The sequence below is a fragment of the Streptomyces sp. NPDC101490 genome (genome assembly GCF_044767145.1).
Lineage (GTDB): Bacteria > Actinomycetota > Actinomycetes > Streptomycetales > Streptomycetaceae > Streptomyces.
This window is the reverse complement of record NZ_JBIWNI010000015.1, coordinates 1-13920: the sequence shown is the minus strand read 5'-3', so window position 1 is coordinate 13920 and position 13920 is coordinate 1. Positions and strand designations below refer to the sequence as shown.

General features: G+C 70.8%; 12 protein-coding genes, 5 tRNA genes and 1 pseudogene. 5 read left to right on the top strand and 13 right to left on the bottom strand.

Annotated elements, in window-relative coordinates; genetic code table 11:
• Nucleotides 1–54 precede the first annotated feature (54 nt).
• The 4 genes from ACIRQY_RS24095 to leuC form a co-directional block, all read right to left on the bottom strand.
• Nucleotides 55–762, bottom strand: coding sequence for an HU family DNA-binding protein (locus ACIRQY_RS24095; protein WP_351787327.1), 708 nt, complete (start codon nucleotides 760–762; stop codon nucleotides 55–57).
• A gap of 143 nt (nucleotides 763–905) precedes the next feature.
• On the bottom strand, nucleotides 906–1133 hold the full coding sequence (locus tag ACIRQY_RS24090; protein ID WP_351787330.1) for a hypothetical protein: 228 nt from the start codon (nucleotides 1131–1133) through the stop codon (nucleotides 906–908).
• 104 nt (nucleotides 1134–1237) lie between these two features.
• Entirely contained in the window at nucleotides 1238–1831 is a 594-nt protein-coding gene (leuD, locus tag ACIRQY_RS24085; protein WP_351787333.1) for a 3-isopropylmalate dehydratase small subunit, read from the bottom strand.
• Nucleotides 1832–1837: 6 nt separating this feature from the next.
• Nucleotides 1838–3262: a 3-isopropylmalate dehydratase large subunit gene (leuC, locus tag ACIRQY_RS24080; RefSeq protein ID WP_351787336.1), complete on the bottom strand. Its 1425-nt coding sequence runs from the start codon at nucleotides 3260–3262 to the stop codon at nucleotides 1838–1840.
• 140 nt (nucleotides 3263–3402) lie between these two features.
• Between leuC and ndgR the strand changes: the two genes are divergently transcribed.
• Nucleotides 3403–4119, top strand: a complete 717-nt coding sequence (gene ndgR / locus ACIRQY_RS24075; protein WP_317875038.1) for an IclR family transcriptional regulator NdgR — start codon at nucleotides 3403–3405, stop codon at nucleotides 4117–4119.
• Nucleotides 4120–4245: 126 nt separating this feature from the next.
• Here ndgR and ACIRQY_RS24070 read toward each other — a convergent pair.
• The 9 genes from ACIRQY_RS24070 to ACIRQY_RS24030 form a co-directional block, all read right to left on the bottom strand.
• Nucleotides 4246–4318, bottom strand: a tRNA-Glu gene (locus ACIRQY_RS24070).
• A 42-nt stretch (nucleotides 4319–4360) separates the two neighbouring features.
• A tRNA-Gln gene (locus ACIRQY_RS24065) sits at nucleotides 4361–4432 on the bottom strand.
• Nucleotides 4433–4446: 14 nt separating this feature from the next.
• Nucleotides 4447–4519 (bottom strand) — tRNA-Glu (locus ACIRQY_RS24060).
• A gap of 84 nt (nucleotides 4520–4603) precedes the next feature.
• Nucleotides 4604–4676 (bottom strand) — tRNA-Glu (locus ACIRQY_RS24055).
• Nucleotides 4677–4721: 45 nt separating this feature from the next.
• Nucleotides 4722–4793, bottom strand: a tRNA-Gln gene (locus tag ACIRQY_RS24050).
• Between the two features lie 93 nt (nucleotides 4794–4886).
• On the bottom strand, nucleotides 4887–5609 hold the full coding sequence (locus tag ACIRQY_RS24045) for an HAD family hydrolase (protein ID WP_403929072.1): 723 nt from the start codon (nucleotides 5607–5609) through the stop codon (nucleotides 4887–4889).
• Between the two features lie 26 nt (nucleotides 5610–5635).
• On the bottom strand, nucleotides 5636–7108 hold the full coding sequence (gltX, locus tag ACIRQY_RS24040; protein WP_403929069.1) for a glutamate--tRNA ligase: 1473 nt from the start codon (nucleotides 7106–7108) through the stop codon (nucleotides 5636–5638).
• Complete coding sequence (locus ACIRQY_RS24035) at nucleotides 7101–7895, bottom strand: fumarylacetoacetate hydrolase family protein (protein ID WP_351787345.1); 795 nt, start codon at nucleotides 7893–7895, stop codon at nucleotides 7101–7103. The genes gltX and ACIRQY_RS24035 overlap by 8 nt, the downstream gene beginning before the upstream one ends.
• A gap of 132 nt (nucleotides 7896–8027) precedes the next feature.
• Nucleotides 8028–8240, bottom strand: a complete 213-nt coding sequence (locus ACIRQY_RS24030) for a hypothetical protein (protein ID WP_366443903.1) — start codon at nucleotides 8238–8240, stop codon at nucleotides 8028–8030.
• A 569-nt stretch (nucleotides 8241–8809) separates the two neighbouring features.
• Between ACIRQY_RS24030 and ACIRQY_RS24025 the strand changes: the two genes are divergently transcribed.
• From ACIRQY_RS24025 to ACIRQY_RS24010, 4 genes and pseudogenes are all read left to right on the top strand, one after another.
• Nucleotides 8810–12886, top strand: coding sequence for a nitrate- and nitrite sensing domain-containing protein (locus ACIRQY_RS24025; RefSeq protein WP_403929065.1), 4077 nt, complete (start codon nucleotides 8810–8812; stop codon nucleotides 12884–12886).
• A gap of 9 nt (nucleotides 12887–12895) precedes the next feature.
• Nucleotides 12896–13309 carry a roadblock/LC7 domain-containing protein gene (locus tag ACIRQY_RS24020; RefSeq protein ID WP_030496942.1) on the top strand — a complete coding sequence of 138 codons (414 nt, stop codon included), beginning with the start codon at nucleotides 12896–12898 and terminating at the stop codon, nucleotides 13307–13309.
• Nucleotides 13310–13468: 159 nt separating this feature from the next.
• Entirely contained in the window at nucleotides 13469–13873 is a 405-nt protein-coding gene (locus ACIRQY_RS24015; protein WP_017235980.1) for a DUF742 domain-containing protein, read from the top strand.
• Nucleotides 13854–13920 (top strand): annotated as a pseudogene (locus ACIRQY_RS24010) (ATP-binding protein); the annotation flags it as partial. The gene ACIRQY_RS24015 and the pseudogene ACIRQY_RS24010, both read left to right, overlap by 20 nt.

The following is a 13920-nucleotide window of genomic DNA, read 5'->3' as shown; positions in this document are numbered from 1 at the left end:
GCGGGCCGGGCTCCCCCTGAGGGAGCCCGGCCCGGCGGGTGTCCACCGTGGGTCCTACTTCTTGGCGGCGGCCTTCTTGGCGGTCGTCTTGCGCGCCGTCGTCTTCTTGGCGGGCGCCTTCGTCGCCGTGGCCTTCTTCGCGGCCGGCGCGGTCTTCTTCGCCGCGGCCTTGGTGACCTTCTTCGCGGCGGCCGTGGTGGCCTTCTTCGCCGCGGCCTTGGTCGTCGCCTTCTTGGCGGCGGTCGTGGCGGTCTTCTTCGCCGGGGTCGCCTTCTTGGCGGCGGCGGTCGTGGCCTTCTTCGCGGGCGTCGCCTTCTTCGCGGCGGCCGTCGTGGTCTTCTTCGCCGGGGTCGCCTTCTTCGCGGCGGCCTTCTTGGCGGTGGTGGCCTTCTTGGCGGCGGCCTTCTTCACGGTCGCGGAGGCGCCACCGGTCAGGCTGCCCTTGGGGGCCTTCTTGACGGAGACCTCGCCGCCCTTGGGGAGCTTCTTCGAGCCGCTGACCAGGTCCTTGAAGCCCTGACCTGCGCGGAAACGCGGGACGGAGGTCTTCTTGACCCGGACCCGCTCACCCGTCTGCGGGTTGCGGGCGTAGCGGGCCGGGCGGTCGACCTTCTCGAACGAGCCGAAGCCCGTGACCGAGACCCGGTCGCCCCCGACCACGGCACGCACGATGGCGTCCAGCACGTGGTCGACGGCTTCGGCGGCCTGCTGGCGACCGCCCATCTTGTCGGCAATCGCTTCTACGAGCTGCGCCTTGTTCACGTCTTCCCCTTCGGAGACATTGCCAGAACGAAAGTGTTCAAGCTTTTTCGCACGTTAGGCATGTATATACCGCAAATCAAACACGAAACGGTCTAATCACCCTAGTGCCGCAACGCGGAAGTCCCGTTGCGGAGTTCTCGGTGTCAGTCGTCCTCTGGGAATCGGCCCTCGTCGAGGTCCTTCATCAGCCGGTCCAGACGCGTTGCCGCGTCCTTGAGATCGTGCTTCGCCGCGGCCGTCACGACCAGCAGCTTCCGGGACAGCGCCATCCTTACGCCCTCCGGGACTTGCAGTGAGCGCACTCTTGTGTGCGCTTCCTTCAATCGGGCGGCGACTGCCCCATAGAGCTCGAGTTGGCTGTCGCGTTCCATGCACCGATTGTGCCATCTAGGGCGAGTTGTCGCCCGACAGGGTCTCAACAAGCGACTGCGCCCCCCACCGGACGGTGGGGGGCGCAGTCTTGGAAAAGCGCTGCTCAGGCCGTAATTGTACGGGGCTTGTGGGACGGCCTGACCGCCTCGAAGGCCGCGATGTCGGCTTCGTTCTGAAGGGTGAGGCTGATGTCGTCGAGCCCGTTGAGGAGCCGCCAGCGGGCGTTCTCGTCGAGCTCGAAGTCGGCGTCGATCCCGGTCGCCAGCACCTTGCGGCGCTCCAGGTCGACGGTGACCTCGGCGGTCGGGTCGGCCTCGGTCAGCTCCCAGAGGGCGTCCACCGTCTCCTGCGGCAGGACCACGGTCAGCAGTCCGTTCTTCAGCGAGTTGCCCCGGAAGATGTCCGCGAAGCGGGCGGAGATCACGGTCTTGAAGCCGTAGTTCTGGAGCGCCCAGACGGCGTGCTCACGGGAGGAGCCGGTGCCGAAGTCGGGGCCCGCGACCAGGACCGTGGCGCCCTGCCGCTCGGGGCGGTTGAGGACGAAGTCGGAGTCCCGGCGCCAGGCCTCGAAGAGGCCGTCCTCGAAGCCGTCGCGGGTGACCTTCTTCAGCCAGTGCGCCGGGATGATCTGGTCGGTGTCGACGTTGCCGCGGCGCAGCGGGACGGCCCGGCCGGTGTGCGTGGTGAAAGCTTCCATGGTTCCTCAGACCCCCGCGGGCGTAGCGACGTCGGACAGATCGGCCGGGGAGGCCAGATGGCCCAGGACGGCGGTGGCGGCGGCGACCTGGGGGGAGACCAGGTGGGTGCGGCCGCCCTTGCCCTGCCGGCCCTCGAAGTTGCGGTTGGAGGTGGACGCGGAACGCTCACCGGGCGCCAGCTGGTCGGGGTTCATGCCCAGGCACATGGAGCAGCCGGCGTGCCGCCATTCGGCCCCGGCCTCCTTGAAGACCTTGTCGAGGCCCTCCTCGACGGCCTGGAGGGCGACCCGGACGGAGCCGGGGACGACCAGCATGCGGACACCCTCGGCGACCTTGCGGCCTTCCAGCAGGTTCGCGGCGTTGCGCAGGTCCTCGATGCGGCCGTTGGTGCAGGAGCCTACGAAGACGGTGTCGACCCTGATGTCCCGGAGCGGCTGCCCGGCGGTCAACCCCATGTACTCCAGGGCCTTTTCGGCGGCGAGGCGCTCCGAAGCGTCTTCGTACGAAGCCGGGTCGGGGACGTTCGCCGAAAGCGGCGCACCCTGGCCGGGGTTGGTGCCCCAGGTGACGAACGGGGCCAGCGAGGGGCCGTCGATGACGACCTCGGCGTCGAAGACGGCGTCCTCGTCGGAGCGCAGGGTCTCCCAGTACGAGACGGCGGCGTCCCAGTCCTCGCCCTCGGGGGCGTGGGCGCGGCCCTTCAGATAGGCGAAGGTGGTCTCGTCGGGGGCGATCATGCCCGCGCGGGCACCGGCCTCGATCGACATGTTGCAGATGGTCATCCGGGCCTCCATCGAGAGTTTCTCGATGGCGGAGCCCCGGTACTCCAGGATGTAGCCCTGGCCGCCGCCGGTGCCGATCTTCGCGATGATCGCCAGGATGAGGTCCTTGGCGGTGACGTCCTCGGGCAGTTCGCCGTCGACCGTGATGGCCATGGTCCGGGGACGGGCCAGCGGGAGGGTCTGGGTGGCGAGGACGTGCTCGACCTGGCTGGTGCCGATGCCGAACGCCAGCGCGCCGAAGGCGCCGTGCGTGGAGGTGTGCGAGTCGCCGCAGACCACGGTGGTGCCGGGCTGGGTCAGGCCCAGCTGCGGTCCCACGACGTGGACGACGCCCTGCTCGACGTCGCCCAGCGGGTGCAGCCGGACGCCGAACTCGGCGCAGTTCTTGCGCAGGGTCTCCAACTGGGCGCGGGAGACCGGGTCGGCGATCGGCTTGTCGATGTCGAGGGTGGGGGTGTTGTGGTCCTCGGTGGCGATGGTGAGATCGAGGCGCCGCACCTGCCGGCCGTTCTGGCGCAGGCCGTCGAAGGCCTGGGGGCTGGTCACCTCGTGCAGCAGGTGCAGATCGATGTAGAGGAGGTCGGGCTCGCCCTCGGCGCGCCGGACGACGTGGTCGTCCCAGACCTTCTCCGCGAGTGTCCTACCCATCGCTTTCCCTCCGGCCGACGTCAGCGTCGGCACAACTAGAGACCCGTTCCGCGGGCCGTTGTGCGGCCGCCCCACCAGAGTGACAAGTTCCCGGGAAAATTGAACTTGCGTTTCACAGAGTGAGACGCGAATATCGTTGCATGGACAACTCTAGCGGCGTAGGCGTTCTCGACAAGGCAGCCCTTGTCCTGGGCGCCCTGGAGTCCGGTCCGGCCACCCTCGCAGGACTGGTCGCGGCGACGGGACTCGCACGACCCACGGCACATCGTCTCGCCGTGGCACTGGAACACCACCGCATGGTGGCGCGCGACATGCAGGGCCGGTTCATTCTCGGGCCCCGTCTCTCGGAGCTGGCCGCGGCGGCGGGCGAGGACCGTCTCCTCGCGACGGCGGGCCCGGTCCTGACGCATCTGCGGGACGTCACCGGCGAGAGCGCTCAGCTCTACCGTCGCCAGGGTGACATGCGGATCTGCGTGGCGGCCGCCGAGCGGCTCTCGGGTCTGCGGGACACCGTCCCGGTCGGCTCGACGCTGACGATGAAGGCGGGTTCGTCGGCACAGATCCTGATGGCCTGGGAGGAGCCCGAGCGACTGCACCGCGGTCTCCAGGGCGCCCGCTTCACGGCGACGGCCCTGTCGGGCGTACGGCGCCGGGGCTGGGCCCAGTCGATCGGCGAGCGGGAGCCCGGTGTCGCGTCCGTCTCGGCGCCCGTGCGCGGCCCGTCGAACCGCGTGGTGGCCGCCGTGTCGGTCTCCGGACCGATCGAGCGCCTGACGCGTCACCCGGGCCGTATGCACGCCCAGGCGGTCATCGACGCCGCCGCCCGCCTCTCCGAGGCGCTCCGCCGCACCGGCTGACACCCCCGCACCTTCTCGTACGGTCCCGGCCCACCGCTCCAACGCCGCAGCGGTGGGCCGGACTTGTGCGTACGGCCGGGAACAGCGAGGAAGCCCTCCCCCGAAGGGAAGGGCTTCCTCGTCTCGTACCCCCGACCGGATTCGAACCGGCGCTACCGCCTTGAGAGGGCGGCGTGCTAGGCCGCTACACAACGGGGGCCTTTGTGGATGTGATCCACGTTTTGCAGATGAGCTCTGCGAGCTGGCCTACCTGGACTCGAACCAAGAATGACGGTACCAGAAACCGTAGTGTTGCCAATTACACCATAGGCCATGGCGGTTAAACCGTACCCCCGACCGGATTCGAACCGGCGCTACCGCCTTGAGAGGGCGGCGTGCTAGGCCGCTACACAACGGGGGCCCTAGCGATCCCACCCAGCCGGAGCCGGGTGATGTCACCACGTTTTCACCGGGAGCTACCCAAGTGTTCCGCAGGATGGATCTGTACCCCCGACCGGATTCGAACCGGCGCTACCGCCTTGAGAGGGCGGCGTGCTAGGCCGCTACACAACGGGGGCCTTTGTGGATCTGATATCCACGTTTTGCAGATGAAGCTCTGCGAGCTGGCCTACCTGGACTCGAACCAAGACTAACGGAACCAGAAACCGTCGTGCTGCCAATTACACCATAGGCCACCGGGGCAACTTCCCCACCAGGGAGGATCTTGCTCGGCTTGCGCTTTCCGGGTTCTTGCCTTTCGGCTTGTTCCCCTCGGCGCAGGAAGAACATTACCCGAAGGTGGACGGTGCTCCAAAACGGGTATGGCCGCCGAGCAGGCCGGGGAGCTGGCGGAGGTCCGTGATCCGGTTCAGCTCGGGCCGTCCGCCGGTGTCGGCCCGGTCCAGCCAGATGCCCACCAGCCCCGCCTCCACCGCGCCCCTGGCGTCGATGTCGGGCTGGTCCCCGACGTACGCCACCTCCCCCGGACGCAGGTCAAGGGCCTCACAGGCGGCGTGGAAGGCCTCCGGGGCCGGTTTGGCCACCCCCAGCTCGGCGGCGCACAGCAGGGCCTCGAAGCGGTCCCGTACGCCGAGGACCCGCAGCTTGCGGTCCTGGTTGCGGAGGCTGGAGTTCGACAGGATCCCGTGACGGTAGTCATCGGCCAGGAGGTCCAGGACGGGCACGGTGTCGGGGAAGAGCTCCCAGGCCGCCTCGTAGTGGACCAGGTAGCGCCCGAACCAGTCGTCGGCCTCGGCGGCGGTGAGTCCGGGCGCCCCGAGGAAGTCGCGGATGCGGTCCCTGCGCTGGTCCTCGAACTCGATCCCGCCCGCCTCGAAGCGGCGCCAGTGGAGGGTGGTCAGCTCCCGCCAACGACCGAGGGCCTGGTGGACGGAGTCGAATCCGTCCACCAGGCCCTCGGCCGTCAGGTGCGCGTCCATGCCGGCGTGGTCGGCGCGCGCGTAGTCGAAGAGCGTGTCGTCGACGTCCCACAGCACCGCGCGGATGGTCATGCGTCGACCGTACCGCGCGGCGGGGGTCAGGCGGTGAGCTTCGCCAGAGCCGCGTCGATGCGGGCCAGCGTCCGCTCCTCGCCGAGGATCTCCAGGGACTCGAAGAGCGGCAGACCGACCGTGCGGCCGGTGACGGCGACGCGGACCGGGGCCTGGGCCTTGCCGAGCTTGAGGCCGTGGGCCTCGCCGGCGGCCAGGACCGCGTTCTTCAGGGACTCCGGGTCGCTCCAGTCGGCGGCGGCGAGCTGCTCCCTGGCGGTGGTGAGCAGGGCCACCGGGTCGCCCTTCATCGCCTTGTCCCACGAGGGCTGGTCCAGGACCGGCTCGGGCAGGAAGAGGAAGTCCACGTTGGCCGTGATGTCCGAGAGGACGGTCACCCGGGTCTGGGCGTGCGGCGCGATGGCGTCCCAGGCGGCCCGGTCGAAGTCCTCCGGCGCCCAGGGAGCACGCGGGGCCACCAGCCAGGGCTCGCAGGCCTCGGCGAAGGCCTTCGGGTCCAGCATCCGGATGTGGTCGGCGTTGATCGACTCGGCCTTCTTGAGGTCGAAGCGCGCCGGGTTGGCGTTGACGTCGGCGATGTCGAACTTCGCCACCATCTCGGGGATGGTGAAGATGTCCTGGTCCGCCGAGAACGACCAGCCGAGGAGCGAGAGGTAGTTCAGCAGGCCCTCGGGGAGGAAACCGCGCTCCCGGTAGAGGTTGAGGGAGGCCTGCGGGTCGCGCTTGGAGAGCTTCTTGTTGCCCTCACCCATCACGTACGGCAGGTGGCCGAAGGAGGGGATCTCCTTGGCGACGCCGAGCTCGATCAGCGCCTTGTAGAGGGCGACCTGGCGGGGGGTGGAGGAGAGCAGGTCCTCGCCGCGCAGGACGTGGGTGATCTCCATCAGGGCGTCGTCGACCGGGTTGACCAGGGTGTACAGCGGGGCGCCGTTGGCCCGGAGGATGCCGTAGTCCGGCACGTTCTCCGGGGTGAAGGTCAGCTCGCCGCGGACCAGGTCGGTGAAGGTGATCGGCTCGTCGGGCATCCGGAAGCGGACGATCGCGGTGCGGCCCTCGGCCTCGTAGGCGGCCTTCCGCTCGGCGGTGAGGTCGCGGCAGTGGCCGTCGTAGCCGGAGGGGCGGCCGGCGGCGCGGGCGGCGTCGCGGCGCTCGTCGAGCTCCTCGGTGGTGCAGTAGCAGGGGTACGCGTACCCGCCGGCGAGCAGCTTGTCGGCGACGTCCCGGTAGATGTCCATCCGCTGCGACTGCCGGTAGGGCGCGTGCGGGCCGCCGACCTCCGGGCCCTCGTCCCAGTCGAGGCCGAGCCAGCGCAGCGAGTCGAGCAGCTGCTCGTACGACTCCTCCGAGTCGCGCGCCGCGTCGGTGTCCTCGATGCGGAAGACCATGGTGCCCTCGTTGTGCCGGGCGAAGGCCCAGTTGAAGAGAGCGGTGCGGACCAGACCCACGTGGGGGTTGCCGGTCGGCGAGGGACAGAAACGGACGCGGATCGCGTTAGCCACGCTTGATCACCCTATTGGTGAGAGTGCCGATGCCTTCGATGGTGACGGCGACCTCGTCGCCGGCGTTGAGGGGGCCGACCCCGGCGGGGGTGCCGGTGAGGATGACGTCGCCGGGCAGCAGCGTCATGGCCTCGGTGATGTGGACGACCAGGTCCTCGATGGAGCGGATCATGTCGCTCGTCCGACCCAGCTGGCGCTGCTCCCCGTTGACCGTGGCCTGGAGGGTCAGGTCGCCCGCGGCGGCCACGTCCAGGCCGGTCTCGACCCAGGGGCCGAGCGGGCAGGAGGTGTCGAAGCCCTTGGCGCGGGCCCACTGGTTCTCGCGCTTCTGGACGTCACGGGCGGTGACGTCGTTGGCGCAGGTGTAACCGAAGATCACGTCCTGGACGCGCTCGCGGGGCACCTCGCGGCACATGCGGCCGATCACCACGGCCAGCTCGGCCTCGTAGTGCAGCTCCTGCGAGAAGGAGGGGTACTCGATGGCGTCGCCGGGGCCGATCACCGAGGTGGTGGGCTTGAAGAAGGCGACGGGGACGTCGGGGACCTCGTTGCCGAGCTCGGCGGCGTGCGCCGCGTAGTTGCGGCCGATGCCCACGACCTTGTTGGGGAGCACGGGCGGCAGGAGCCGGACCTTGCTGAGCGGGACCTTGGTGCCGCTGAGCTCGAAGTCGGTGTACGGGATGCCCTTGATGATGTCGAGGACGAGGCCGCCGGACTCGACGGTTCCCTCGCCCTCGACGGCGCCGAAGGCCACATTGCCGTCGATGGAGAATCTGGCGATGCGCACGAGTGCTGTCGCCCCTCACTTGGTGCTTGCTGGAGTCTGACGCTCCAGGCTAACGCGGCGCGGGGGCGCTCGACCTGCGATATCAGCGCCTCCCATGACACGCGTCACAGGAGGCGGGGACGCGCTACCGGGTCAGCGGGCGTACACGGCGTAGGGCTGCGGCTCGAACGGCGCGGGGGCCTGCATGAGGACGGTGCGGCGCGGGTTGGCCGTACGGGCGGGCAGCGCGGCCGGGTACTCCGGCCGGGCGCCCCGGTCGAGCTCCGCGGCGTCCGCGAGGTGGACGAGGGTGGAGCGGCGGGGGTTGGCCGTGGAGCCGGGCGTCGTCGTCTTCGTCGGGTTCATCGGGATGGTCTGACCCTGTTCCGGTACGGGCGCCCCGGAAGGGCGCGAAGGGGTGTAAAGCGTCAGGCTAAGCACGGGATTCCCCGGAGGAGCATGGCCAAGACATCGGGAAGAGTGTGAGTTTGCTCACCCATGGGTGAGCATTCCGGGCATTACGGGCAGCAGTTTGTCACCTCTGAAAGGTACATTCCGCCACTGAATATTCCATTCCGCTCCTGATCATGGCGACTGGGACACAGGGGTGCGCCCACTCATTGGAGTGGAAAAGTCCGAATCCTCCGCGATCATCGTCTACATGGGGTGACCCGCCGGGCACGGGTTGTCATTCCTCTCCCGGCACGGCACTCGGCCCTTGTTGGAGATCCTGCACTGTGCTGCAATTCCACGCACCGCCGCGGGTTTCGAAGCCGGCGCGCACGGGGCGCACCGCAGCGCCGGCCGAGTGGCGGGAAAGGGGGAGCTGCGCCGGTCACCGATGACCACCTGGGGCGTCACACACGCCCCGACGAAGCCGACACCGTCCTCTCCGTTCATCCGGAAGGACGCCTGGTCAAGAGGTTGCGACGCTAGTGCAGGGACGTTTCAAGAGGGATGGCTCGGGGTCTGCCCAGGCCCGCCAGGGCCGCGCGGATGCTCCGGCGGAGCAGGAACCGCGTGCCGGGACCGACCGCGGTCCCTCGGCCCCGCGCACCCCGAAGCAGGGCCAGGGCCCGTCCGGCGACGCCGGTGACGCGGGCAGGCGCCCCCACGCCGGTGCCGCCCCCGCCGAGTCCGCCGAGGTGCCCGTCAAGCCCCGCGCCGAGAACGAGGTCGGCCCGCGAATAGCCCTGCGCAACTGGCGCATCTCCACACGTCTGGTCGCCCTGCTCACCCTCCCCGTGGTCGCCGCGACCAGCCTGGGCGGCATCCGCATCAACGAGTCGCTCAAGGACATGGAGCAGCTCGAGCACATGCAGCTGCTCACCAAGCTGACCCGTGAGGCGACCGACCTCGCGCAGGCCCTCCAGGCCGAGCGCGACCTCTCCGCGGGACCGCTGGCCAACGGCCGCCCCGTCAGCGACTACCAGGTCGCCAACAACCGCCGGAAGACCGACCGCGAGTACAAGTCGTTCCTCGAGGCGACCGAGGACATCCCGGCCACCGAGGGCAACGAGGCGCTGCGCAGCATCCGCCAGAACGTCAGCCAGATCGCCTCGCAGGTCATCCAGCTCAACACGATCCGGGGAAACGCCTACTCCAAGAGCGCCCTGCACTCGGTGACGGTCGAGGCGTACAGCCGTCTCGTCCGCTCGCTGCTCAGCCTGTCGCAGGACATGGCGCAGGCGACCAGTAACCCCGACATGATCAAGCGGACCCGCGCGCTCGCCGCGTTCTCGTCCGCCAAGGAGTACGCCTCCATCCAGCAGGCGATCATCGCCGGTGCCCTCCCGCCGAGCGACAAGGCCAAGGGCAAGATCCTGGAGGGCGACCGCCTCTACGGCGAGGCCGCGCTCACCTCCGAGAGCGTCGAGCTCAAGTCCTTCCAGGCGATCTACGAGTCGACCGGTGGCGACGCCAACGAGCTGACCGCCTCCCTGAACAGCGGCAACCCCTCGATCCTCGCCGCCGAGAAGTACACCGAGAACGCGCTGCAGTCCGACAAGGGGTTGCCGGACGCCACCCCGCGGGGCCACCTCAACTTCACCGACGAGTACGGCACCAAGATCGCCGCCATGAACCGCATCGAGCGCGGTCTGCTCGGCGACATGGAGACCATGGCCCGTGAGCTGCGGCAGGAGTCGCAGCGCGAGGCCATCGTCAACGGTGCGCTGATCCTCCTCGTCCTCGGCGTCTCGCTCATCGGCGCCTTCGTCGTGGCCCGGTCCATGATCCGGTCGCTGCGCCGCCTCCAGGACACCGCGACCAAGGTCGCCCAGGAACGTCTGCCCGAGCTGGTCAAGCAGCTCTCGGAGTCCGACCCGCAGGACGTCGACACCTCCGTCGAGTCCGTCGGCGTGCACTCCCGGGACGAGATCGGCCAGGTGGCCGCGGCCTTCGACGACGTGCACCGCGAGGCCGTCCGCCTCGCCGCCGAGCAGGCCCTCCTCCGGGGCAACGTCAACGCGATGTTCACCAACCTCTCGCGCCGTTCGCAGGGCCTCATCCAGCGTCAGCTCTCGCTCATCTCCGAACTGGAGTCCCGCGAGGCCGACCCGGACCAGCTGTCCTCGCTCTTCAAGCTCGACCACCTCGCCACCCGTATGCGCCGGAACGGCGAGAACCTCCTCGTCCTCGCCGGTGAGGAGCCGGGCCGCCGCTGGACCCGCCCGGTCCCGCTGGTCGACGTCCTGCGCGCCGCCGCCTCCGAGGTGGAGCAGTACGAGCGCATCGAGCTGTCCTCGGTCCCCGCGACCGAGGTCGCCGGCCGGGTCGTCAACGACCTCGTGCACCTGCTCGCCGAGCTGCTCGAGAACGCGACCTCGTTCTCCTCCCCGCAGACCAAGGTCCGGGTCACCGGTCACGCGCTGCCCGACGGCCGGGTGCTCGTCGAGATCCACGACACCGGCATCGGTCTCTCTCCCGAGGACCTGGCGGCGATCAACGAGCGGCTCGCCTCACCGCCCACCGTGGACGTCTCCGTCTCCCGCCGCATGGGTCTGTTCGTGGTCGGCCGCCTGTCCCTGCGACACGGCATCCGCATCCAGCTGCGTCCGTCCGACTCGGGCGGCACCACCGCGCTCGTCATGCTCCCGGTGGACGTCGCCCAGGGCAACAAGAAGCCGATGCCCAAGCCGGGCGGCCAGGGCGCGATGCCGCCCGGCACCGCCCCCGGCGGCCGTCTCCCCGCGGGTCCCGGTGGCCCCGGCGGCGCACGGCCCGGCCAGGGCGGCGCGTCCTCGGCGGCCGGCCGGCTCGCCTCGGGCGCCGCGGCGGCGCGCGGCCAGGTCGGTACGGGCGCTCCCCGCCCGGCGCTGCCCGCCCGCGACGGCTCCCCGCTCCCCGGCGGCCCGCAGAACGCCCCGCAGCCGCAGAACGCCCAGCTCGACCAGACCGGTCAGCTGCCGCAGGTCTCCCCCGGCCCGCAGGCGCCCCAGGGCCAGCAGGCCCCGGGCCTCGACACGATGCGTCCCGGCGGCGGCCTCATCGGCGGCGCCGCGAGCGCCATCCCGTCCCGCACCGACGTGTGGGGCAACCAGGGGAACCAGGGCAACCGCGCCCACCAGGCACCGGCCGTCCCCCAGCAGCCCCAGCCGCAGCAGGGGAACCAGCCCGGCGGGTACGAGTTCCCGCGCGCCGAACTGCCCGGCGGCAACCCGCAGCAGCCGCGCCCGCAGGCCGCCAGCTGGGGCGACGACCCGGCGCAGTCGCCGGTCCGGCGTCCGCAGCAGGAGATGAGCCCGCTGGACGCCCCGCGCGGCCACGAGGAGCCCGAGACCACGGGCCCCTTCGGTGCTCCGCAGGGTCCCGGCTCCACGGGCCAGTTCCCGCGCCCGGACTTCGGCGCCCCGCAGGACCCGGCCTCCACCGGCCAGTTCGCCCGCCCGGACGCGCCCCAGGGTCCCGGTTCCACCGGCCAGTTCCCGTACCCCGACTTCGGCGCCCAGGCACCCCAGCAGCAGGGACTCCCCCAGCGGGCCCAGCAGCCGCAGGCGCCCCAGCCGTACCAGGGTGTCCAGGACCCGGCGGAGACCGCGCAGTTCCCCCGTCCGGACTTCGGCGCCCCGCAGGGTCCCGGCTCCACGGGCCAGTTCCCGCGCCCCGACCTCGGCACTCCGCAGGGACCCGGCTCCACCGGCCAGTTCCCGCGCCCGGACTTCGGCGCCCCGCAGGACCCGGCCGCCACCGGCCAGTTCGCCCGCCCGGAGTTCGACGCGCCGCAGGGGCCCGGTTCCACCGGCCAGTTCCCGCAGCCCGACTTCGGCGCCCAGGCACCCCAGCAGCAGGGACTCCCCCAGCGGGCCCAGCAGCCGCAGGCGCCTCAGCCGTACCAGCAGGGCGGTCAGCAGCAGTTCGGCCGGCAGCCCTACGTGCCGCAGGCGCAGCAGCAGGCCCCGGCCCCGCTCCAGCGTCCCGCAGGTGACTTCGGCGCCCCGCGTCCGGCCGACGAGCGACCGCTGGAGCCGCGTCAGCCGCAGCTCCAGCAGCCGCGACGGCCGGAGGCCCTGCCGCCGGCCGGTGGCTCGGGCGACGGCCGCACCCCGCTCTACGACACGCTGGAGACCAACTGGTTCCAGCAGCAGGAGCAGGCCCAGCGGCAGGGGCAGGCCCCGGACGCGACGCGCACCGGGCAGCCCCCGGCCGCCGCGCAGCCGCCCGCCCCCGCGGGCCGTCCGGGCGATCCGGCCGCCGACGGCCGCCAGAACGGCGGGGCCGCCTGGCGGACCTCGCCCAACGACGAGCTGGTGCGCCAGGCCGAGCGGGTGCGCAAGCCCGCGGCCGGCGGCGTCACCACCTCCGGTCTTCCCCGGCGCGTGCCGAAGGCCAACCTCGTACCCGGGACCGCCCAGGAGCAGGCGCACACCGCCGGCCCCCAGGTCTCGCGTGCACCCGACGACGTCCGCGGCCGGCTCACCAATCTGCGCCGCGGCATCCAGCAGGGCCGCCAGGCGGGCAACCCGACCACGGGTGGCAACCCCTCCGGTCCGAACCACCAGCAGGAGCGTTAGTTGAACGCGATGAGCCAGGCGGCGCAGAATCTGAACTGGTTGATCACCAACTTCGTGGACAACACCCCCGGGGTGTCCCACACGGTGGTGGTCTCCGCCGACGGACTCCTGCTGGCCATGTCCGAAGGATTCCCCCGCGACCGCGCCGACCAGCTGGCGGCGGTCGCGTCCGGACTGACCTCGCTGACCGCGGGCGCGTCCCGGATCTTCGAGGGGGGCCCCGTCGCCCAGACCGTGGTGGAGATGGAGCGCGGCTTCCTCTTCCTCATGTCGGTCTCCGACGGATCCTCACTGGCCGTGCTCGCCCACCCCGAGTGCGACATCGGCCTCGTGGGCTACGAGATGGCACTGCTGGTCGACCGGGCCGGCAGCGTCCTCACCCCGGATCTCCGTGCGGAGCTCCAGGGCAGCCTGCTGCACTGACGGGCGGTCCCCGGACCCAAGCCCCACCGCACCACCGCACGACCGGGCGGTACGCCCCTCCGTACCGCCCTTTGGCACCGTTCACCGTCCGGCCGCCCCATCCGGCCCCCCACCGGCCCCATCAGACGGCAGAAGTTTGCTGTCACGCCCGGAGGATTCATGACCCCGCCCCCCGCCTCTCACGATCCGTACGGCGCCTCAGTCGACGAGTACGGACACGAGGGCGACCAGCCGCTGGTGCGTCCGTACGCGATGACCGGCGGCCGGACCCGGCCGCGCTACCAGCTCGCCATCGAGGCGCTGGTCAGCACCACGGCCGATCCGGCACACCTCGCGACGCTGCTCCCCGAGCACCAGCGGATCTGCCACCTGTGCCGTGAGGTCAAGTCGGTGGCCGAGGTGTCGGCGCTCCTGTCGATGCCGCTCGGCGTCGCCCGAATCCTCGTAGCCGACCTGGCGGAGGCCGGCATGGTGGCGATCCACCAGCCGGGCAACGGAGAGACCGGCGGTACGCCGGACGTGACACTGCTCGAAAGGGTGCTCAGTGGACTTCGCAAGCTCTAGCGGCGGCGCGGCCCGTTCAACCACCAGCGCGAAGATCGTGGTGGCGG